Raw genomic sequence first — 20,239 nt, forward strand, 5'->3', positions numbered from 1 at the left:
AAATGTAAAATAAGTGATGAATGGGGAATGATTGAAAATCAGGAGGGTTACGTTTATCCTTCGTTTATAGTTCGTTTATAGTTCGTTATTAGTTCGATCAAACTGGGGTGATAATTGGGGTGTATTTTGATTGAGATAAAAATTAGTTGTTTGGTTTTTAGTGGGTTGTGTTTTTGTAGAAAGAGGAAGGGTATGGGGATAGATTTTTGACAAATCGGCAATAAAAATAGGAAAAGATTGAGAAAATGATATTAAACAGGAGGTAGGGGAGAGGAGGGTGGTTGTAGGGGGGTAGGGAGGGGAGTTTGGCATATTATTTGAGTTTTGTTTTTGGAAACAAAACAAATAAATATACATTATTATGAAACATTGGTTTATACTTTTTTCACTGCTTACAACTGTGGCAGTAGCGCAAAGCCCCTCGGTAACAGTAGTGGGTGAAGGGGTGGTATATGTAACTCCTGATGTGGTAAATATATCGGTAAGTGTAGAGCACGAAGGGGATGACCCTAAAATACTACGAGAACGCAATGCTGCTACAGTGGCTAAAGTGCTTGAAATACTAAGCAAAGAGAAGCTGCCCAAAAGCAGTTACAAGACGACTTATATATCATTACACAAAAATTATAACTACAATTACAACGAGAGTAATGATGCGAAAAAGACGAATTATCACATTTCACAAGAAATACAAATTAGGATAGATGACCTGACAAAATATGAAACCCTGATGGAAAAGATTTTTGAAGCAGGAGTGAATAATATTAATAATGTGAGTTTTGATGTGAAAAATAGGGATAAACACACGCAAGAGGCACGCCTATTGGCAGTGGGAGATGCGAAAGCGAAGGCTACTTTATACGCTTCGGCACTAAATCAAAGCATAGGGAAGGCTATCCAGATAAAAGAAGGGGCTTCCTATTCGGGAATGACGACAGCTAATTTTCAGATTAGAGGGGCAGCTCCTAAAAATGCGCCTAGTATAGCTGAAGGCTCTATGACAGTGAGGGCGCAAGTAACAATAGATTTTGAATTGAAATAAAGTTAGAGAATATGAGTGTACAAGAAATTATAGCTTATGGCTTAGTAATTGTAGCTGTTGTTTTTTTGGTTAAAAAACTGTTTTTCAGTAGAAAAAATAAGAGTTGTAACGGGGGTACAGGCTGTAAATGTGGGTAATATGCTTTTAGACAAATTTGTCAGTTATCAAATTTTTCGTACTTTTGCGCCCTCAATTTATTAAAATACATTTTTTATATGACTGCTATTAGGAATATAGCTATTATTGCACACGTTGACCACGGCAAAACTACCCTTGTAGATAAAATATTACATCATTGCGCCCTCTTCCGCGATAACCAAGAATCGGGAGAGCTTATTTTGGATAACAACGACTTAGAACGCGAACGCGGTATTACCATTCTCTCCAAAAACGTGTCGGTTGTTTATAAAGACATCAAAATTAATATTATAGATACGCCAGGCCACGCTGACTTTGGGGGTGAGGTAGAACGCGTACTTAATATGGCTGATGGGGTATTGCTACTGGTAGATGCCTTTGAGGGTCCAATGCCACAAACACGCTTCGTGCTGCAGAAAGCTATAGAGATGAAACTTAAACCTATAGTGGTTATTAATAAAGTAGATAAAGAAAACTGTACCCCTGAAGAGGTACACGAGGCTGTATTTGACTTGATGTTTGAGCTTGGTGCTGAGGATTGGCAATTAGACTTCCCTACAGTGTATGGTTCGGCTAAACAGAACTGGATGTCGGATGATTGGCGTAAGAAGACTGAGAGTATATCGCCGTTGCTAGATATGGTGGTAGAACATATTCCGGCACCTAAGGTGGAAGAAGGTAGCTTACAGATGCTTATTACTTCATTGGACTACTCGACTTTTACAGGGCGTATAGCTATAGGTAGATTGCATCGTGGGACTTTAAGAGCAGGTATGAATATATCGCTTGTGAAACGAGATGGAACAGTAGTAAAATCAAAAATAAAAGAACTGCATACTTTTGACGGCTTGGGCAGGAAGAAAGTGGAAGAAGTACAGGCTGGTGATATTTGTGCTATTGCAGGCTTGGAAGGTTTTGAGATAGGTGATACTATAGCAGACTACGAAAACCCTGAAGCCTTACCTACTATTGCTATTGATGAGCCTACGATGAGTATGCTTTTTACTATTAACGATTCGCCTTTCTTTGGTAAAGATGGTAAGTTTGTTACTTCGCGCCATATAAAAGAGCGCTTGGAGCGAGAGTTGGAAAAGAACCTTGCATTGAGAGTAGAGGCTACTGATAGTGCTGATAAATTTGTAGTGTACGGTAGAGGGGTGTTACACCTTTCAGTACTTATAGAAACGATGCGCCGAGAAGGGTATGAACTTCAAATAGGTCAGCCGCAGGTAATTATAAAAGAAATAGACGGAGTGAAATGCGAGCCGGTAGAGGAACTGACTATAGACTTGCCCGAAAACGTAAGCGGTAAGGCTGTGGATTTGGTAACCCTACGCAAAGGAGAAATGCTAAGTATGGAACCTAAAGGGGAGCGCATGCTTATTAAGTTCTTAATCCCTTCACGTGGTATTATAGGATTGCGCAACCAACTACTTACTGCTACAGCAGGTGAGGCTATTATACACCATCGTTTCTTGGAGTTTCAGCCTTATAAAGGAGAAATAGCAGGACGTATTAATGGTTCGCTTATATCAATGGAACAGGGTACTGCGATACCTTACTCACTTGATAAACTGCAAGACCGAGGTAAGTTCTTCATCTTCCCTGGTGAGGATATTTATACTGGACAAGTGATAGGTGAAAACTCGCGTAGTGGTGATATAGTGGTGAATGTGACTAAGACCAAAAAGCTGACGAACGTACGTGCTGCGGGCTCGGACGAGAAAGTGAAATTGGCTCCGCCTATTAAATTCTCACTTGAGGAGGCTTTGGAATATATTCAGAAGGATGAGTATGTGGAGGTAACGCCTAAGAATATGCGCTTGCGCAAAATATACTTGGATGAGAATGAACGCAAACGCCGTGAACGAGAAACAAATTAAGTGATAAATTAAATTGGATACTTTGCTAAAGTTACTGATACTTTAGCAAAGTTTTTTTTTAGCTATGAGATATGTGTTTTTAATATTTTTGTTTTTGGGGGTGTTTTCTTGTAGAACTTTTCCGGAATACCCTGTAGTATACAACTATGTGTATGACAGTGAAGCTTACTTTAAAGGGAAAGATTGCTCATTTGTAGGGAAAACAGTGTATAAGGGGAAGCCTTTGCGGGTATCAATAAAAATAGCTGTAGATAGTACTTATTGTGAACCTTCGTTTGCTGATTTTGATGGGTTGTTTTCTTTTTGTTTAGATACTACGAAAGTGACTGATAATAGTTATATACAGTTTGTGGCAGAGGGTTATGAGCCTAAGCGGTTGTGGTTGCGTAAGTTTTTAAAATCGGATAAAGTAGTAGAACTTAAAAAAGGTAGTGTTACACGCGAGGAATGGATGCGGTTTCACGAAGGAATACGCTTCTGCGCTCTTTTTAACGATATTGTAACGGCTCCTGAAGATGAAATTTAGGGGAGGGGCTTATTGATTGATGTGGAGGTGTTGTTATGGGGGATTGGATAAAATAGGAATAGTAGTTGCTTTTTAGCATTTATAATTTAAAAAGAATTATCGGCTCAATGAAAAAGGAGGGTGGTATTTGCCTACTAAGGAATTGAGGTGGTGTTCTTTTTTTTGTTTATATGCAAGGGCAAGAGGGAGAGGAGGGGAGGTGATGAGGAAAATGTAGTGTTTTGGGGATTTTGTTGTGAATTTCGCAAAGAGAAAGTTTAGGGGAGGAAGGGTTGATTATCAGTGAAGTAACTCTTATAGTTCGTTTATAGTTCGTTTATCCTTCGTTATAGGTTCGTTTAAAGTAGGTGAGAGATAAGGGATAAGAGGTAAGAGGGTGGGGGTGTAATAGACTGATTATTAGGTAAGAGATAAGAGGTGAGAGGTAGGAGAGAGAGGATGGGTGTTTTTGAGATATTGGCAATGAAAAAGGGAAAAGGGTGAGAATTTTTTTGTAGTGAGGGGGTGGGTTTTGGGAGTAGAGGGAGAGAGAAAAGTAAAAATAAATTTGCACACTTAAAAAAAAGGTTGTACTTTTGCAGCCGAAAAACTCGTACATAATAATCATTAAATTAATATTGGAATGTATTTAACAAAAGAAGTAAAAGCGGATATCTTTAAGAAACACGCAGGTTCGGAGACGAACACAGGTTCAGCAGAAGGGCAAATAGCTCTGTTTACCTTCAGAATTAATCACCTTACACAGCACCTAAAGGTAAATCGTAAAGATTTTAATACGGAGCGTTCATTGGTGAGATTGGTAGGTAAACGTCGTCGTTTGCTTGATTATTTGAAAAATACGGATATTGAAAGATATCGTGCTATTATCAAAGAGCTAAACATCAGAAAATAAGCAGATACAAGGAGGCTTTGTGCCTCCTTTTGTTTATTACAGCAGTTTTTCATTGGTTACCCCCCACAGCCCACAACAACACAACAAATATTGATTAAATAAATAAGAATTAAGAGAATGATTCCAGAAGTAAAAAAAGAAATCATTGAATTAGGTGATGGTCGTACCATCACTATTGAAACAGGCAAGTTGGCAAAGCAAGCTGACGGTGCTGTTGTGGTGCAAATGGGCAAGGCTATGCTATTGGCGACGGTAGTATCGGCTCGAGAAATCAATCCAGAAACTGACTTTTTGCCTCTTACGGTAGATTATCGTGAAAAGTTTGCGGCTGCGGGGCGTTTTCCTGGTGGCTTTTTTAAACGTGAAGCGCGCCCTAGTGATCAAGAAATCCTTACGATGCGCTTGGTAGACCGAGTATTGCGTCCGTTGTTTCCTAAGGATTATCACGCTGAGACACAGGTGATGATTCAGCTTATTTCGCACGATGAGAATGTGATGCCAGATGCTTTGGCGGGGCTTGCGGCTTCGGCTTGTTTGGCGGTATCGGACATTCCGTTTGATGGACCTATTTCGGAAGTGCGAGTAGGGCGTGTGGATGGTAAGTTTATCATAAACCCAAGCCGTGAGCAGTTGGAAGTATCGGACATAGATATTATGGTAGGAGCTTCAAAAGACTTCGTAGCGATGGTAGAGGGAGAGATGGATGAGGTGAGCGAAAAGGATATGGCAGAGGCTATTAAATTTGCTCACGAAGCTATCAAACCACATATTGAGGCACAATTACGTTTGGCAGAAAAGGTAGGTAAGACAGAAAAACGTACTTATGAGCCAGAAGTAGAAAATGAAGAAGTAAAAGCTAAAGTGTACAATTTGGCTTATACCAAATGCTATGCAATAGCTAAAGAGAATACTACAAAACAAGAACGCGGTGAGAAATTCAGCGCAGTGAAAGAGGAGTGTTTGGCACTTTTCAGTGAAGAGGAGTTGGAAGAGCTAACGCCTATCATTACTCGTTATTTTGAGGATGCTGAGAAAGAAGCGGTGCGCAACCTTATTTTGGATGAAAATATTCGTTTGGATGGTCGTAATACAACCCAAATACGCCCTATCTGGTGTGAGGTAGGTTACTTACCATCGGCACATGGTTCATCAATATTTACACGAGGTGAGACCCAATCACTTACTACTGTTACTTTGGGTACCTCACGTGAGGCTAATGTTATTGACCTTCCTTCGGAACAAGGGGAAGAGCGTTTCTACTTGCATTATAACTTCCCTCCATTCTCGACTGGTGAGGCACGTCCGTTAAGAGGTACTTCACGCCGTGAGATAGGACACGGGAACTTAGCACAACGCGCTCTTAAGCGTATGATACCAGAGGATTGCCCATATACAGTGCGTGTGGTATCGGAGATATTGGAATCTAACGGTTCATCATCAATGGCTACGGTATGTGCTGGTACTTTGGCACTAATGGATGCTGGGGTGCAAATGGTAAAACCAGTATCGGGGATTGCTATGGGGCTTATAAGTGATGGTGAGCGCTATGCAGTGCTTTCGGATATTTTGGGTGATGAAGACCACCTTGGTGATATGGACTTTAAGGTTACTGGTACTGCTGATGGTATTACCGCTTGCCAAATGGATATAAAAATTAAAGGTCTGTCATACGAAATATTAGAAAAAGCCTTGAACCAAGCACGTGAAGGGCGTATGCATATTTTGGGTAGAATAACTGATACTATAGCAGAACCTAACCCAACAGTGAAACCTCACGCTCCTAAGATTGTGAAGATGGATATGCCTAAAGAATACATTGGAGCATTCATAGGAACTGGTGGTAAAAATATTCAAGACTTACAAGCACGTACTAACACTACTATTGTGGTAGAAGAGGTAGGTGAACTAGGTATTGTAGAGATTTTAGGTACTGATGCAGCTGGCATACAAGAAGCCATAGACGCAGTAAATGCAGTGAAATTTGAGCCTGTAGAAGGAGAAACTTATACTGTGAAAGTAGTGCGCTTGGTAGAGTTTGGTGCTTTTGTAGAGTTTGTACCAGGTAAAGACTCATTGCTTCATATCTCGGAAGTATCGTGGGATAGAGTAGAGAAAATAGAAGATGCCCTTAAAGAAGGTGATATTATAGAGGTGAAATATCTTGGTATAGATCCTAAAACTAAGAAGACGAGAGTATCACGCAAGGCTTTATTACCACGTCCGCCACGTGAAGACCGCCCAGCGAGAGAAGACCGCCCAAGAACGGATAAACCTTTTAATGGCAAACCACGTAATGATCGTAATAAAGGATATAACAATCAGCAAAAATCACGAGAAGAATAGGCGTATGAGTTTGTTATGATAGTTAGTTCATGATTAATAAATTATTTAGACCGAAAACTAGTTACAAAGTTTTCGGTCTTTTTTTATTGGTAATTCAAAAAAATGAAGTACTTTTGCCTTTAGAATAATAATGATGAGATGGTTAAAAGGATATTATTTTTCTTGTGTTTTTTGGTAACAGTAGGGGTATTTGCACAAGCATATAAAGAAGACCCTATAAAGTTAAAAAAGCTAGCTAAGAAAGGGCAGCCTAAAGATATGTATAAATATGCTGAATATCTTTTGAGAAACAAACCTAATGGACTTAAAAAAGATTTGGAGGTAGCCCTTACATATTATGAAAAAGCAGCCAAACACGATTATATACCAGCCTTAATGGCTTTGGCAGATTTTTGGGTTACATCTGAAGAGGAGGAGCATATCTACTTAGGACTTAAATATTTAATAGAAGCTTGTGATAATTTGTATCCCACAGCTTGTGAGATATTGCAAAAAATGGATTACGAGGAGGCTAAAAAAGGTATAACACCTAAATTTAGAGATTACCTTTGGGATGAATTTGAGTCCCATAAAGACCCCTATTTAAAACCTAACCGATATAAGGTTGTGCGAGATTTATATAGGAAAGGTAAAGAAGAATAGCTTATGAGTGGCAATAAGTACATATACTTGTGGTTGCCTATAATGGGACTGCACGCATTACACCAAGTGGAAGAAAGTATTAGTTTTTGGCAATGGTATATTGACTTTGTGGATAAGATACCTGAATGGCTAAAGGTTTCAAGGATTTTAGAGAATGCGCATTTAGCAAATGCAAATCCTGAGTATTTTGTATGGGCTTCGGTAGGACAGCTTAGTTTTGTGGCACTTATAGCTTTTTTGTGTAGGAAGAGTGAGAAAGCTACAAGAATTGCTCTTGGATTATATCTTGCAGGATTGAGTTTCTTTTTGGTATGGCATATTTTGATAAGCTATTTTACTCATTCTTATTCTCCTGTGATGGTAACCTGCCTTATGGGTATTTATCTTATTCCTAAATGGGGATTTTTGCTATTTAGGAATAAGTGATATGAATATTTAATTTAACCTATAAAGATATGAAACTTTATTGATAAAGTGAGTTTATCAATACTAATTTCAATAGAAGTAAAAATATGACTTATATAGACAAAGAAGAATGGTTTTGGGATATTATAACTAAAGCTAAAGAAGATAGAGAGCAATTACGAGCTATCCTTATGGAGTATAGTAAGGAAGATATTATTGCTTTTCAAGAGATTTTTGTAGATTTGGCTGCTGAATTGCAATATGAACCTTTTACCGACTATATGGAAGAATCTGAAGATGGGAGAGAAGATATATCTCATTGGGTTGTGAGTAAAGGTAAAGAATATTATCAGAAGATTCTTAATCAGCCTGAGCAAATTCCTTATAATATAACTGGAAGTAATAGTGATGAAATCCTTTATGGAATTGCTGATGAAGTATGTTTGGATAAGTACAATGAAACTACTGATGTTTATTAAAGTCTTTACTAATTCATATTTTTTTGAGAAAGAACATTCTTTTAGCACAATAGAATATAAAACAATAAGATACACCTTTTCAATTTTATAATAAATGAAAAAGAAACTAAAATGGATAACATTGGCAATAGTAGTGTTAGTAGCTGTAATAGCTTTTTTAGGCTACCGCTTTATTTTTGCTCCTAACACTGCTTTTGATGAGAAAGAAGTAGCGGTGTATATAGCTACAGGATCTGATTTTAGCGATGTACAGCACCGCTTAAATCCGCTATTAAAGAATCCTGCAGCTTTTGAACAAATAGCACATCGTATGGGATATACCCAAAATGTGAAAGCAGGAAAATACATCATAAAAAAGGGGGCAAACAATATTGATATTGTACGTACCTTGCGTAATAGAAATATACCTGTAAAACTAAAGTTTAACAATCAAGAAAGGATAGAAGATTTGGCAGGACGCATTAGTAAGCAAATAGAAGCTGATAGCACTACTTTGCTTAGGGCTTTTTTGGAACCTACATTTCTTAAAAATAATGGTTTTACAGATGCTACAGCATTGGCAATGTATCTTCCTAATACATACGAATTTTATTGGAATACATCAGCAGAGGATTTTCGTGATCGTATGTTAAAAGAGTATCAGCGTTTTTGGACAGATGAGCGAAAAGCAAAAGCAAAAGCACAAGGACTTACACCTGTAGAAGTATGTGTGTTGGCCTCGGTAGTACAAAAAGAAACAGCTAAAGTAGATGAGCGCCCTCGTATTGCAGGGGTATATCTAAATCGTCTTCATAGTAATATGATGTTACAAGCAGACCCAACAGCTATTTTTGCAATGAAAAACCATACTGGTGATTATACTATGGTGATAAAGCGAGTTACTAATTTGCATACTAGCTTAGAAAACCCCTATAATACTTATCAAAAGTATGGCTTGCCAATAGGGATTATTACAATGCCTGATATATCAAGTATAGAGGCTGTGTTAAACCCTGAAAAACACGACTATCTATACTTTGTAGCTGACCCTCAAAACTATGGTTATCATAAGTTTTCACGAACCTATCTGCAACACCTACAAGGAAGAAGTGAATATATAAAATGGGCAGATAAAAATGGAGTGAAGTAAAGAGATAAAGTAATAAAAAAATAGCCAATTAGTGAATGTTTGAATTTGCTAATTGGCTATTTCTTTTTTGCTAATTAAAGAGTGTTAAGTTTCTCAATAAACACAGCGGCTTTTTGTTCAAAATCTCTTCTTACTTGTTTGAGGTGTGCGCCTCTATTCTCAACATTCTTATCAGCAACTTTATCGATAAGTGTATCAAACTCATTAAGGATTTCGGCAACTAAGGATTTGCCTCCTTCAGATTGCATTTTTCCGCTAAAATACACAGCATCAATAATATCACCTAATACATAGTTGATGTCTTTTTTTAAATTGCGTATACTTGCCATAATATCTAATTTTTTGTAATTTTCGGCAAATGTACGCAATATTTTTTATCTTTGCAAAAAATAATAATTATGTATGTATATAACTTAACAGTAGTAGTAAACAATGAGGAACTTGCTACCTGGAATGAATGGTTAAAAAATGTTTATTTACCAACAGTAAACAGAAGTAATTTGGTGGAGAATGTAAGAGTTTTCAAGATAATGGATATGCCAGAACCTCACTATGCTATCCATCACGAACAACAAAATCCGCAAGAAATGTTAAACTTCATTCAAGATGTTTTGTCTGATCTTTTAAAGGAGGCTGCCCAACAGTTTGGCGAAAAAGTATTATTCTTTGGCACGAATTTGGCTACACTTACGATATAATCTTATATTTAATTAAAAATTATACTTATGAAAAGGTTAATCTTATTATGTTTAGGGGCTTTTGCCTCAGTGAGCTGGGCACAACAAGTGGGTTCGGCAGGACGTTTACTTCAAAATGAATACAGACAAAACAATAAACAAAATCGTGTCGTAATAGGGCGTGTTGCTAATCCTTCTATACATATTGACTATCATTGGGAGTTAGATTACAATGAGGGCTATGCTGAAGTTTTTATTCGGATTCCTGAAGGAGGTAGATTTACAGTGAATATAGGTGACCAAGAAATAACTAATGCTAATGGTATGTATCGTTTTTTTGATGTGCCAGCCATATCACAACCTCTTAGCATCTGGCAAGGGAGAAATCTTATTTATCGTGTTACCTTATCACCTCATAACAATACCCGAATGGTAATGGATTTCTTTTCGCGAGAAGGACTCTATTTGCTTGAGGAAGTAATACTTAATAATAACCTACCTACCTACCAAGGTAGACAGTGGAACGATGTATGGAATAAATCATACGGTGGGAATGGTGCATATAACCCCCAGCAGCCTGTAATAGTGTTACAAGCAATGCCTCCTGCTGAGTATGACAAGTTCCTTAGAATGTACAAAAAACAAACTTTTGATGATGATAAGTTATCTTTTTTCCGTATGCAGAAGAATTTAATAGTACTTACTACTGAGCAAGTAGGACAGCTAATGAATTCTATATCGTTTGGTGATAATAAACTAGCTCTTGCAAGAGAAGCCTATTCACGAGTAGCAGACCCTTATAACTACTACCTGTTATTGGATAAGTTTACTTTTAACTCGGAAAAGGATGAATTTAAAGCATTTTTACAATCAATGCAACGATAATTTATGTAAGTTAAAAAGATAGAAAATCAGCATTTGAAAGGGCTTTTTTGTGAGATTATAGGAGTATAACAAAAAACTATTAGTAAATAGTATGAATATCACAAAATAGTCGTACTTTTGCACCACACTTATAAAAATATAACACATAACATTTAAAACATATTGAATATGGCTTTAGAAATAACAGACGCAAATTTTGAAGAATTGGTGCTTAAAAGCACTCAACCAGTATTGGTAGATTTTTGGGCAGTATGGTGCGGTCCTTGCCGTATGCTTGCTCCTGTAGTGGAGGAAATATCAAAGGAATACGAAGGTAAAGTAGTAGTAGGTAAAGTGGATGTAGATAACAACCAAGAGTTTGCTGCTAAATATGGTATTCGTAACATTCCTACTGTATTGGTATTCCAAAATGGAGAAGTAGTAGGTAGACAAGTAGGTGTTGCTCCTAAGAAGACTTATACTGATGCCCTTGATGGCTTATTAGGACAGTAATGCAATACTACAAACAAAAAAGGCTATCAACAATTATATAGTTGTTGATAGCCTTTTTTGTATGCTCCTGAAAGGAGGAAGATTAATTGGCAGAAGGTAATGCTATAAAAGCCTGATGTACCTTTGCAGCTAATTCTTTAAACTCTTCATCAGTCATTTGGACTTTCTGCTGAAAAGTCATTTCGCTCATCTCACTGATAGGGATGAGGTGAACGTGAGTGTGAGGCACTTCTAAGCCTACAACAGCTACCCCTATACGCTTGCAAGGTACTACTTGCTGCAAAGCCAATGCTACACGCTTGCTGAATTGCATCAGCTTGAGGTATTGAGCATCGTCCATATCAAAAATGTAGCTAATTTCTTCTTTAGGCACACAAAGGGTATGTCCTTTGGCATTAGGGTTAATGTCTAAAAAAGCAATGAAATCCTTATCTTCACATATTTTGTAGCAAGGAATCTCTCCGTTGATAATTTTGGTAAATATACTCATTTTTTTTATCTGCTTATTTCCAATATTTCCAGTTTAAGAGTGCCATTAGGTACCTTAATTTCGGCTATTTCGCCTACTGATTTGCCTAATAAGCCTTTACCGATAGGTGAGCTTACTGATATTTTACCAGCTTTTAGATCGGCTTCACTTTCGGCTACTAGGGTATAGGTAATTTCCATTTTATTGGCTAAGTTTTTTAGCTTTACGGTAGAAAGAACTAATACTTTGCTCACATCGAGTTGAGACTCATCGATGATGCGAGCATTGGCTACTAATTCTTCTAATTTAGCGATTTTCATTTCTAACAAACCTTGAGCTTCTTTGGCAGCGTCGTATTCGGCATTTTCGGAAAGGTCACCTTTATCGCGGGCTTCGGCTATAGCTTGTGAAGCGCGAGGGCGTTCTACATCTTTCAGTTGATTTAGTTCGTCGCGGAGCTTTTTAAGTCCTTCGGCAGTGTAATATGATACTTTCTTCATAATGTTCATTTAATGTTGTTACGTTCATATAAAAAATAAAAAATCCTCAAACAACTCTCTTGAGGATTTCTGGGGGCAAAGGTACGAATATTTTTTGAATTAGCAAAAAAGGATGGAGGTTTTTAAGGGGTTCATAATATTACTCGATGATAAAACTTTTTTTGAAGTAAAAAACCAGAGGCTTATTATTAGCTATGTTGTTATGAATGATTGTATCTACATATTTTGGGTCAAAAAACATTTCATTACTCAATTTTGGATTATTTGAGATGTCTAAAAAGTCCATTTTTTCATTTCCTAATGAAATACTTTCTAAATTGTTGTTATTTATAGCAAGCCGTTTTAACGAAATAACTGTATTGTAACTCGAAATATTATTGTATGACAAATTCAAGTTTTTTAAAGTTTTAGGTGTTTTGTTGCTAAGAAAAAAACTTTTCAAAAAAAAGTTATGGGAGAGGTTCAATTCTACAATGCTTTTAGGCATTTTTTTATATTCCATTTCTTGTATCATATTACGAGACAAATCCAATTTCTTAATAGAATATTCCGATAAATCAGGAAATTCTTTGATACTATCATTTGACAAGTCATAAAATTCATAAATAGAATCTTTGGGGAGCATATATAATATTTCTAATTTAGAAAGTTTTTTGGCTTCTTCCTTTTTTATTTCTTGATTTTGTGTATTGTTGCAAGAGCATACCACTCCTACGAAAATAAAGAATAACAAGTTTTTCATAATATGAACATTTTTATTGTTGAATATTTTTTTGTAAGGCAAGTTGTTTTATTAGCTGGGTAACATAAGAATATAACCCATTGTTTTGCAATAGGTTATGAAAGTCTGTTAACTAGATGTGATTTTGCATATTCGTATTATTAAATACCTGCCTTATTGGCGGATTTTATTTTGTATTTTAAAGTTTTTTTATTATCCAGAATTATTTCCCTCGATACTCAAACATTTTTTCTACTTCATACCAATATTCATTAAAGCTCTGCTTAGCTTTTTCGGTGTAAAAACAAGTTAAATCAATAAACCCGACTTTTTTATTCCAGATGAAAAATTTCTCGGTATATTTGAATTCTTTGCCGTTTCTATTTATGACATCTTCTGGAAAAAGCGGAATGGTATATCTGAAAACCATATCGGTATTGAATTGTTTTTTTGCCGTTTTTTTAGGATAAAAAGAAACGAGTTTTTTCCAATCCTTGACATCTTTTCCTAAATATTGAAAATTATCTTTTAGGAGTTTTTTTATTTGTTCTTCTTGTTTTTTGATAGAATTATCAAAACGAAAATTAGAAAAAATTATTATCTCATCATCTTGTGATGTTAAAAACGGATAGGAGCAACCAAAACTCCAATTCCCCTCTGAAAAACAAGTAAAAAGCTTACTGGTAGGTAAACATAACCGTTCACAGTCTGTGTCTACAAATCTTTGAGAAGGGATGTAAGTTATTTCCATACGCCTAATAGCGTTTAAAAAATAATTATCATTTGTTTCTTTTAAATGCTTATGGTCTGTTTCTCCTACCATTACTACATCTGGAAGTTCTTGCGAAAAGGCAGAGGGTAAAAAACACAATAAAATACCTAAAAATAATAATATCCTACTCATAGCCTACTATTTTTTAATAACTTCATATAAAACACTTCTTTCGTGAAAATATCGGGAACCTGTACTCTGTTTCTTTTTCAAGCTCGGCAAGTGCCAATTAAGCTCTTTGCTTATTTTTTGTACTCGTGAAAAATGTTTTTTTAAAGATTCTGCTACAAAAGTAATAATATTTTTTGGAATAAAATGTTTTCTTAAAAAATATTTTTAAAATATATAAAACGTTGATGTACAATCACTAAAAAAATATATTTTTTTGTTTTTTCCAAAATATTCTATTAGTTCATAAGTCTGAAATCCGCATAATAGTGCGCTGATAGTCGGTAATATAATTTCTTGTAAACTGTGTCTGAAGTTACCTTTATTAGTTCATTTATGATCTTCTAGACCTTTAAATGATTCTATAAAACAACTATTCATAATATCTTTTGACAGCAAAGACATTAAGTTTTTTTAAGGAGAAGAGGTGGCTGTAAGTGTTGTTTTTTAATGAGAAAACTGAGATTAGTTGGAGACGATTAGGGGAGGGGAGGTGTAGTATTTGTGAAGCTGGGTGATAGGAAATAGGTAATCCCACTGAGGTGTACTGATAGTAACCGCAGTGGGATTGTTTATAGGTTGTGCCGAATATAATTTCTAATTATTTAAGGTACGGGATCGTAACCGCTACCACCCCAAGGGTGACAGCTGCATATACGCTTTATAGCGAGCCATCCGCCTTTTAGTAGTCCGTGTTTTTGTAGGGCTTCTAAGGTGTATTGTGAGCAGGTAGGGGTGTACCTACATGTAGGTGGTTTGAGAGGCGAAATGGCTACTTGGTAGAAGCGCACAAGGTAGATGAAGAGATATTTCATTTAGAAAAGCGTTCAACTACTTCTTGGCTTACTCCTGTATTGGAGAAGCCTCCATCGTGATAGAGGTTTTGCATTGTTACCTTGCGGGTAAGATCGGAGAATAGGCTCACAGTATAGTCAGCACAATCTTGAGCTGTAGCGTTACCCAGAGGAGACATAGCATCGGCATAGGCAATAAAACCGTCAAAGCCTTTAACACCTTGCCCAGCAGTAGTAGGGGTAGGTGATTGAGAGATGGTGTTCACACGTACTTTTTTGTCTTTACCAAAGAAATAGCCAAAGCTACGTGCTATAGACTCTAAGTATGCTTTGTTATCGGCCATATCGTTATAATCGGGGAAGGTACGTTGTGCTGCCATATAGGTAAGGGCTACGATGCTGCCCCACTCATTCATAGCATCGTTTTTGTACAATACCTGACAAACTTTATGAAAAGAAAGGGCTGATACATCCCAACCTTTTTCGGTATTAGCATAGTTAGACTCGGTGTAAGGGATATTTTTGCGTACATTTACGGACATACCGATAGAGTGTAATACGAAATCTAACTTACCACCTAATATTTCCATTGCTTTGGTTACTAAATTTTGAAGGTCGTCCATATTAGTAGCATCGGCAGGGATTATTTCGGAGCCTGTTTTTTCGGCTAAGTTTTTTATTTGTCCTAAGCGCATTGCTACAGGGGCATTGGTAAGTACAAACTTACCGCCTTCGGCGTGTACGCGTTCTGCTGTTTTCCAAGCAATAGAGTTTTCATCTAAAGCACCAAAGATGATGCCTCTTTTTCCTTTTAATAAATTGTACATTTTTTAAGTCTTTAGTTATTAGTCTCTAATTATTTTCTGTATACTCAAAACTACTAGGGAGTGATATTATCCCTGAGGTTATATTGTATGTTTTACTTTTCAAATTCTTTTAAGGTGCTGATAATAATATTGATACACTCTCTTAGTTCTGTTTCGTTCATTACCAAGGGAGGGGCAAACCTAATAATATTACCGTGAGTAGGTTTTGCCAATAAGCCTTTATCGCGCATTCTTAGACATATATCCCACGCAGTATCACTATCTTCAGTATCGTTAATTACAATAGCATTTAGGAGTCCTTTACCACGTACTAGTGATGCTATTTTTGAGTTTTTAATATATGTGCCTATTTCTTGTCGGAAAATTTCTCCTAATCGGGCAGCATTATCGGCTAGATTTTCATCTTTTACTACTTGTAGGGCTTCGATAGCGACTGCAGCTGCTAAGGGGTTTCCGCCAAAGGTACTACCGTGCTGGCCGGGCTTAATGACGTGCATAATACGATCATCGGCCAAGACGGCACTTACGGGATATACACCTCCGCTAAGGGCTTTTCCTAATACTAATATATCGGGTTTTACCTGTTCGTGGTCTACCGCTAAACGCTTGCCGGTACGGGCTACGCCTGTTTGTACTTCATCGGCAATGAAGAGGGCGTTATATTTTTCGCATAGGGCTTTGGCGCTGCTTAAATAGCCTTCGGCTGGGACGTATACGCCTGCTTCACCTTGTATAGGCTCTACCAAAAATCCTGCCACAGTAGCAGCGTTATCGGCAAGGACTTGTTCTAAAGCTGCTAAATCGTCATAGGGTATTGAAATGAAACCAGGTGTATATGGTCCGAAGTTTTTGCGTGCGTTTTTATCGGATGAGAAAGAGACTACGGTAGTGGTGCGGCCGTGAAAGTTCTTATCGCATACTATGATAGTAGCGGCGCTTTCGGGGACACCTTTTTGCTCGTAAGCCCATTTGCGACATATTTTAATAGCTGTTTCGACGGCTTCGGCTCCTGTGTTCATAGGTAGTACTTTTTCAAAGCCGAAGTACTGTGTAATATACTTTTCGTACGCTCCTAACTTATCATTATAAAAGGCTCGGGAGGTAAGGGTAAGGGTATGGGCTTGCTGGGTTAAGGCTTTTATAATACGGGGGTGACAATGCCCTTGATTGACGGCAGAGTATGAGGAAAGAAAGTCGTAATAGCGCTTTCCTTCGGCATCCCACACGTATACGCCTTCGCCTTTGCTAAGCACCACAGGCAGTGGGTGATAGTTATGGGCTCCGTACTGATTTTCCAGAGCCATAGCTTGTTCTGAGGTTAATTTTTGTGTTGTCATATTGTATGTTATTTATTGTTTTTAAGCTATAAAATACCTTTTCTTCTCACACCTTGTAGCATTTTCATACCTTTTTTGAGTGGTAAGAGTTTTAACTTATCATTAGGGCTGCTACTGTGGCGTTGCTGGTCTCGTCGATAAGAATGGCGCTGCCCATAGGAGGGTTTTCTTGAAAGGCGTCATAGACCAAAGGAGAGGCTGTTTTAAGTCTTATTTTGGCTATTTCGTTGAGTTTTACTCCTTCAACATCGGGTGTTTGGTTGAGGGTATTTACATCTATTTTGTACTCTATTTCTTTGACTATAGCCTTTACGATTTTGCTGCGTTGTTGTAACAAGTATTTGTTACCCTCACGTAATTCGCGTTTATCCATCCAGCATACTACGGCTTCTATATCTTGTCCTTTTTGAGGTTCGGTATCTTCTTTTACGAAGTAATCGCCGCGAGAGATGTCGATATCGTCTTTAATATGTAGTACTACAGGCTCGCCGGCTTGAGCTTGGGTTACTTCGGTGCCGTTGTGTTCTATTTTGGTAAGTTCGGTACTTATTCCTTCGGGTTCAATAATGATTTTATCTCCTTTGTGATATGTACCGGAAATGATTTCGCCTGCATAGCCACGGTAATCATGTAGGGCTTCTGTTTGTGGGCGGATTACGTACTGTACTTGAAAGCGAGGCTGCTGGTAGTTGTCTTTTTTTATTTCGATACTTTCCAAGAAATCTAGAAGGGAATTACCTTTGTACCAAGGCATTGCATTGGTGGTATTCACTATATTATCGCCTACGAAAGCTGAAATGGGGAAGTAATGTACGCTTTTTATTCCCAGACGCTTGGCTATCTGTTCGTATTCTTGTTGGATGTTTTTGAATACCTCTTCGTTATAGCCTACCAAGTCCATTTTGTTTACCGCCACGACTACTTCGCGGATATTGAGCAATGAAGCAATAATGGAGTGCCTACGGGTTTGTTCGGTTACACCGTTGCGGGCATCGACTAATATGATAATGAGCTCTGAATTAGAGGCTCCTGTAATCATATTGCGTGTGTATTGGGTGTGCCCAGGAGCATCGGCGATGATGAATTTGCGTTTTGGGGTAGCGAAGTACCTGTAAGCGACATCGATAGTGATACCTTGCTCACGTTCGGCACGTAGTCCATCGGTAAGAATGGCAAGGTCGATACCATCGTCGTTCTTGTTTTTTGATTGTTGTTCAAGCGCTTCAAGCTGGTCGGCCAAGATACTTTTGCTATCGTAAAGCAATCGCCCTATGAGGGTGCTTTTGCCGTCGTCGACACTACCGGCGGTAATAAAACGTAATATATTCATTTCAGATAAAATTCAATTTTTGGCAAAGGTACGAATATTTTTTGAATTAGCAAATGAGGAAATTAGGGAATTAGCAAATTAGCAAATGAGGAAATTGGCAAATGAGAGAATTAGCAAATGAGGAAAATGTATTGTTTTAGGGATTTTGTTGCGAATTTGGCAAAGAGAGGATTGAGGGGAGAAGATGCTGAGAAAGAGAGAGATACGCTTATCCTTCGTTTATAGTTCGTTTATCCTTCGTTTATAGTTCGTTATAAGTTCGTTCATTGTTTAGGTTGCTTGGGGTGGGCTTGGTAGTGGAAAGGATTGATTATTAAGGAATTGTGTTTTTGAAGGAGAAGTGAAATTGGGAATGGATTTTTTTGAAATATTGGCAATAAAAAGGCGGAATAGATGAATTTTTCGCATAAGAAGGAGTTAAGGAAGGAGAAAGAGGGGGAGAAGCTACTGTGAACTTGGACTTAGTAAATTGTATTTTCCTAATTATTTTGTATCTTTGCCCGCAGATATGGTTTTGAACTATTCACCCTATATAAAACATTTAACAACTATGGAATATTACGAATTGTACAACAAACTAAGGACCGCCTTTGATACCGGAAAGAACAGTGATTTGCCCGAACTAGGCATTAGTATTTTTCATAATAGTTTCTTTTCGGAAGGGGCTAAGTATTACCTGCCAGGGAGTGAGCATTTATTTTGTAAAGACCATAATCTTGCGTTTTCATCACAGAGTGTTCGTGCGCAAGATGATCTTGATAGGGTTGATTATGAAATAGAGTGCAATATTCATTTTCAGTATCATATAGTGCAGCCTTTGGAGCAAAAATTGGCCGAAGGTGTAATTATTGTTTTTCACGGTTTGAACGAAAAGAAGTGGGATAAGTACCTGCCTTGGGCATACGCCTTGACGAAGCGGACGGGGAAGGCGGTAGTGCTGTTCCCAATAGCCTTCCATATGGGGCGTGCGCCCGAGCGTTGGAGTTCTAGGCAAGAGATGTATGCTATTGCTCAAAAACGTATGAGTGAATTTGCTGATAACTCGGATACATCTTATGTGAATGCAGCGACTTCTACGCGTTTGGATGCCTTCCCGCAACGCCTATTCTGGTCGGGCTTACAGACTTATAACGATATAGTACAGCTTATAACCGATATTAAGGCAGGAGGGCTGGAGAATATTGCTGCTAATGCCGAAATTAACTTATTTGGGTACTCGATAGGCTCTTTTTTATCGGTAATTTTGATGATGGCCAACCCTAAGGGGTATTTTACGAATGCCAAATTGTTTTGTTTCTGTGGAGGAATGACTATTGATAGGATGTTTCCTATCTCCAAATATATAATGGATGGGCGAGCGGCTATATCTATGCAAAAGACCTTTGCGGAGCTGCTTAGTACGAACTTCAAGAACGATACGCGCTTGCAGCATTATCAGGATAGTAACTTACATTTTGAAGAGGGGTGGTTTAAAACAATGTTGCGCTATAATTACTATCAGAAAGAACGAGAAAAGCGCTTTTCTCAGTTGGAGAAACAGATTAAAGCCTTTGTGCTAGAAAAGGATGAGGTAACACCCCCTGTTGAGGCACTTAATACCCTGAAAGGTGGCTACCGGAATATTAATATAGAGGTTGAAGTAGATGATTTTCCTTATCCTTACTCTCATATGAACCCCTTTGCCCTTACTACTAAAAACGCCCCACAAGTAACTGAAGCTTTTGAGCGCTTTGTAGCATCGGCAGCGGAGTTTTATAATAGATAGGAGGTAGGAGAAGCGTGAGATTG

General features: G+C 37.7%; 22 protein-coding genes. 13 read left to right on the forward strand and 9 right to left on the reverse strand.

What is annotated here, in order from left to right; all coding sequences use genetic code 11:
- Positions 1-361: 361 nt before the first annotated feature.
- The 9 genes from C4H12_RS00645 to mltG all read left to right on the forward strand — a co-directional run bounded on the left by C4H12_RS00645 (position 362) and on the right by mltG (position 9,479).
- Positions 362-1,042: an SIMPL domain-containing protein gene (locus C4H12_RS00645; RefSeq protein WP_106097196.1), complete on the forward strand. Its 681-nt coding sequence runs from the start codon at positions 362-364 to the stop codon at positions 1,040-1,042.
- A 215-nt stretch (positions 1,043-1,257) separates the two neighbouring features.
- Positions 1,258-3,063, forward strand: coding sequence for a translational GTPase TypA (gene typA / locus C4H12_RS00655; protein ID WP_106097198.1), 1,806 nt, complete (start codon positions 1,258-1,260; stop codon positions 3,061-3,063).
- A gap of 73 nt (positions 3,064-3,136) precedes the next feature.
- Positions 3,137-3,589, forward strand: coding sequence for a hypothetical protein (locus tag C4H12_RS00660; RefSeq protein WP_129588192.1), 453 nt, complete (start codon positions 3,137-3,139; stop codon positions 3,587-3,589).
- Positions 3,590-4,211: 622 nt separating this feature from the next.
- Positions 4,212-4,481 carry a 30S ribosomal protein S15 gene (gene rpsO, locus C4H12_RS00665; RefSeq protein WP_106097200.1) on the forward strand — a complete coding sequence of 90 codons (270 nt, stop codon included), beginning with the start codon at positions 4,212-4,214 and terminating at the stop codon, positions 4,479-4,481.
- Between the two features lie 117 nt (positions 4,482-4,598).
- Positions 4,599-6,824: a polyribonucleotide nucleotidyltransferase gene (locus C4H12_RS00670; protein ID WP_106097201.1), complete on the forward strand. Its 2,226-nt coding sequence runs from the start codon at positions 4,599-4,601 to the stop codon at positions 6,822-6,824.
- Between the two features lie 138 nt (positions 6,825-6,962).
- Positions 6,963-7,466 (forward strand): sel1 repeat family protein, encoded by a 504-nt coding sequence (locus C4H12_RS00675; RefSeq protein ID WP_106097202.1) that lies wholly within the window; start codon positions 6,963-6,965, stop codon positions 7,464-7,466.
- Positions 7,467-7,469: 3 nt separating this feature from the next.
- Entirely contained in the window at positions 7,470-7,892 is a 423-nt protein-coding gene (locus C4H12_RS00680) for an HXXEE domain-containing protein (protein WP_106097203.1), read from the forward strand.
- An 86-nt stretch (positions 7,893-7,978) separates the two neighbouring features.
- The gene (locus C4H12_RS00685) at positions 7,979-8,350 is read left to right on the forward strand and encodes a DUF4240 domain-containing protein (RefSeq protein ID WP_106097204.1); all 372 of its coding nucleotides are present in this window, start codon (positions 7,979-7,981) and stop codon (positions 8,348-8,350) included.
- A 94-nt stretch (positions 8,351-8,444) separates the two neighbouring features.
- The gene (gene mltG, locus C4H12_RS00690; RefSeq protein WP_106097205.1) at positions 8,445-9,479 is read left to right on the forward strand and encodes an endolytic transglycosylase MltG; all 1,035 of its coding nucleotides are present in this window, start codon (positions 8,445-8,447) and stop codon (positions 9,477-9,479) included.
- Positions 9,480-9,553: 74 nt separating this feature from the next.
- On the opposite strand, the gene C4H12_RS00695 is transcribed toward mltG, so the two are convergent.
- Complete coding sequence (locus tag C4H12_RS00695) at positions 9,554-9,808, reverse strand: hypothetical protein (RefSeq protein WP_106097206.1); 255 nt, start codon at positions 9,806-9,808, stop codon at positions 9,554-9,556.
- A 69-nt stretch (positions 9,809-9,877) separates the two neighbouring features.
- On the opposite strand from C4H12_RS00695, the gene C4H12_RS00700 reads away from it, so the two are divergent.
- The 3 genes from C4H12_RS00700 to trxA all read left to right on the forward strand — a co-directional run bounded on the left by C4H12_RS00700 (position 9,878) and on the right by trxA (position 11,533).
- On the forward strand, positions 9,878-10,177 hold the full coding sequence (locus C4H12_RS00700; RefSeq protein WP_106097207.1) for a DUF4286 family protein: 300 nt from the start codon (positions 9,878-9,880) through the stop codon (positions 10,175-10,177).
- A gap of 27 nt (positions 10,178-10,204) precedes the next feature.
- A complete protein-coding gene (locus C4H12_RS00705) occupies positions 10,205-11,041 on the forward strand; it encodes a DUF4476 domain-containing protein (protein WP_106097208.1) in 837 nt (278 codons plus the stop codon).
- A 168-nt stretch (positions 11,042-11,209) separates the two neighbouring features.
- On the forward strand, positions 11,210-11,533 hold the full coding sequence (gene trxA, locus C4H12_RS00710; protein WP_106097209.1) for a thioredoxin: 324 nt from the start codon (positions 11,210-11,212) through the stop codon (positions 11,531-11,533).
- An 82-nt stretch (positions 11,534-11,615) separates the two neighbouring features.
- On the opposite strand, the gene C4H12_RS00715 is transcribed toward trxA, so the two are convergent.
- The 8 genes from C4H12_RS00715 to C4H12_RS00750 form a co-directional block, all read right to left on the reverse strand.
- Entirely contained in the window at positions 11,616-12,023 is a 408-nt protein-coding gene (locus C4H12_RS00715) for an HIT family protein (protein ID WP_106097210.1), read from the reverse strand.
- Between the two features lie 5 nt (positions 12,024-12,028).
- Entirely contained in the window at positions 12,029-12,502 is a 474-nt protein-coding gene (greA, locus tag C4H12_RS00720) for a transcription elongation factor GreA (protein WP_002673366.1), read from the reverse strand.
- Positions 12,503-12,641: 139 nt separating this feature from the next.
- Positions 12,642-13,244, reverse strand: a complete 603-nt coding sequence (locus C4H12_RS00725; RefSeq protein WP_106097211.1) for a hypothetical protein — start codon at positions 13,242-13,244, stop codon at positions 12,642-12,644.
- A 202-nt stretch (positions 13,245-13,446) separates the two neighbouring features.
- The gene (locus C4H12_RS00730; RefSeq protein WP_129588193.1) at positions 13,447-14,127 is read right to left on the reverse strand and encodes a hypothetical protein; all 681 of its coding nucleotides are present in this window, start codon (positions 14,125-14,127) and stop codon (positions 13,447-13,449) included.
- A gap of 641 nt (positions 14,128-14,768) precedes the next feature.
- Positions 14,769-14,978, reverse strand: coding sequence for a membrane protein insertion efficiency factor YidD (yidD, locus tag C4H12_RS00735; protein WP_106097213.1), 210 nt, complete (start codon positions 14,976-14,978; stop codon positions 14,769-14,771).
- Positions 14,975-15,784 (reverse strand): enoyl-ACP reductase, encoded by an 810-nt coding sequence (locus C4H12_RS00740; protein WP_106097214.1) that lies wholly within the window; start codon positions 15,782-15,784, stop codon positions 14,975-14,977. Before C4H12_RS00740 ends, yidD begins: the two co-directional genes overlap by 4 nt.
- Before the next feature lie 92 nt (positions 15,785-15,876).
- Entirely contained in the window at positions 15,877-17,121 is a 1,245-nt protein-coding gene (gene rocD / locus C4H12_RS00745) for an ornithine--oxo-acid transaminase (protein WP_106097215.1), read from the reverse strand.
- A gap of 91 nt (positions 17,122-17,212) precedes the next feature.
- On the reverse strand, positions 17,213-18,451 hold the full coding sequence (locus C4H12_RS00750) for a sulfate adenylyltransferase subunit 1 (protein ID WP_106097216.1): 1,239 nt from the start codon (positions 18,449-18,451) through the stop codon (positions 17,213-17,215).
- Positions 18,452-19,001: 550 nt separating this feature from the next.
- On the opposite strand from C4H12_RS00750, the gene C4H12_RS00755 reads away from it, so the two are divergent.
- Entirely contained in the window at positions 19,002-20,216 is a 1,215-nt protein-coding gene (locus C4H12_RS00755; RefSeq protein ID WP_106097217.1) for a DUF6051 family protein, read from the forward strand.
- Positions 20,217-20,239 lie beyond the last annotated feature (23 nt).

It is taken from the genome of Capnocytophaga sp. oral taxon 878, assembly GCF_002999135.1.
In the GTDB taxonomy this organism is placed as follows: Bacteria; Bacteroidota; Bacteroidia; order Flavobacteriales; family Flavobacteriaceae; genus Capnocytophaga.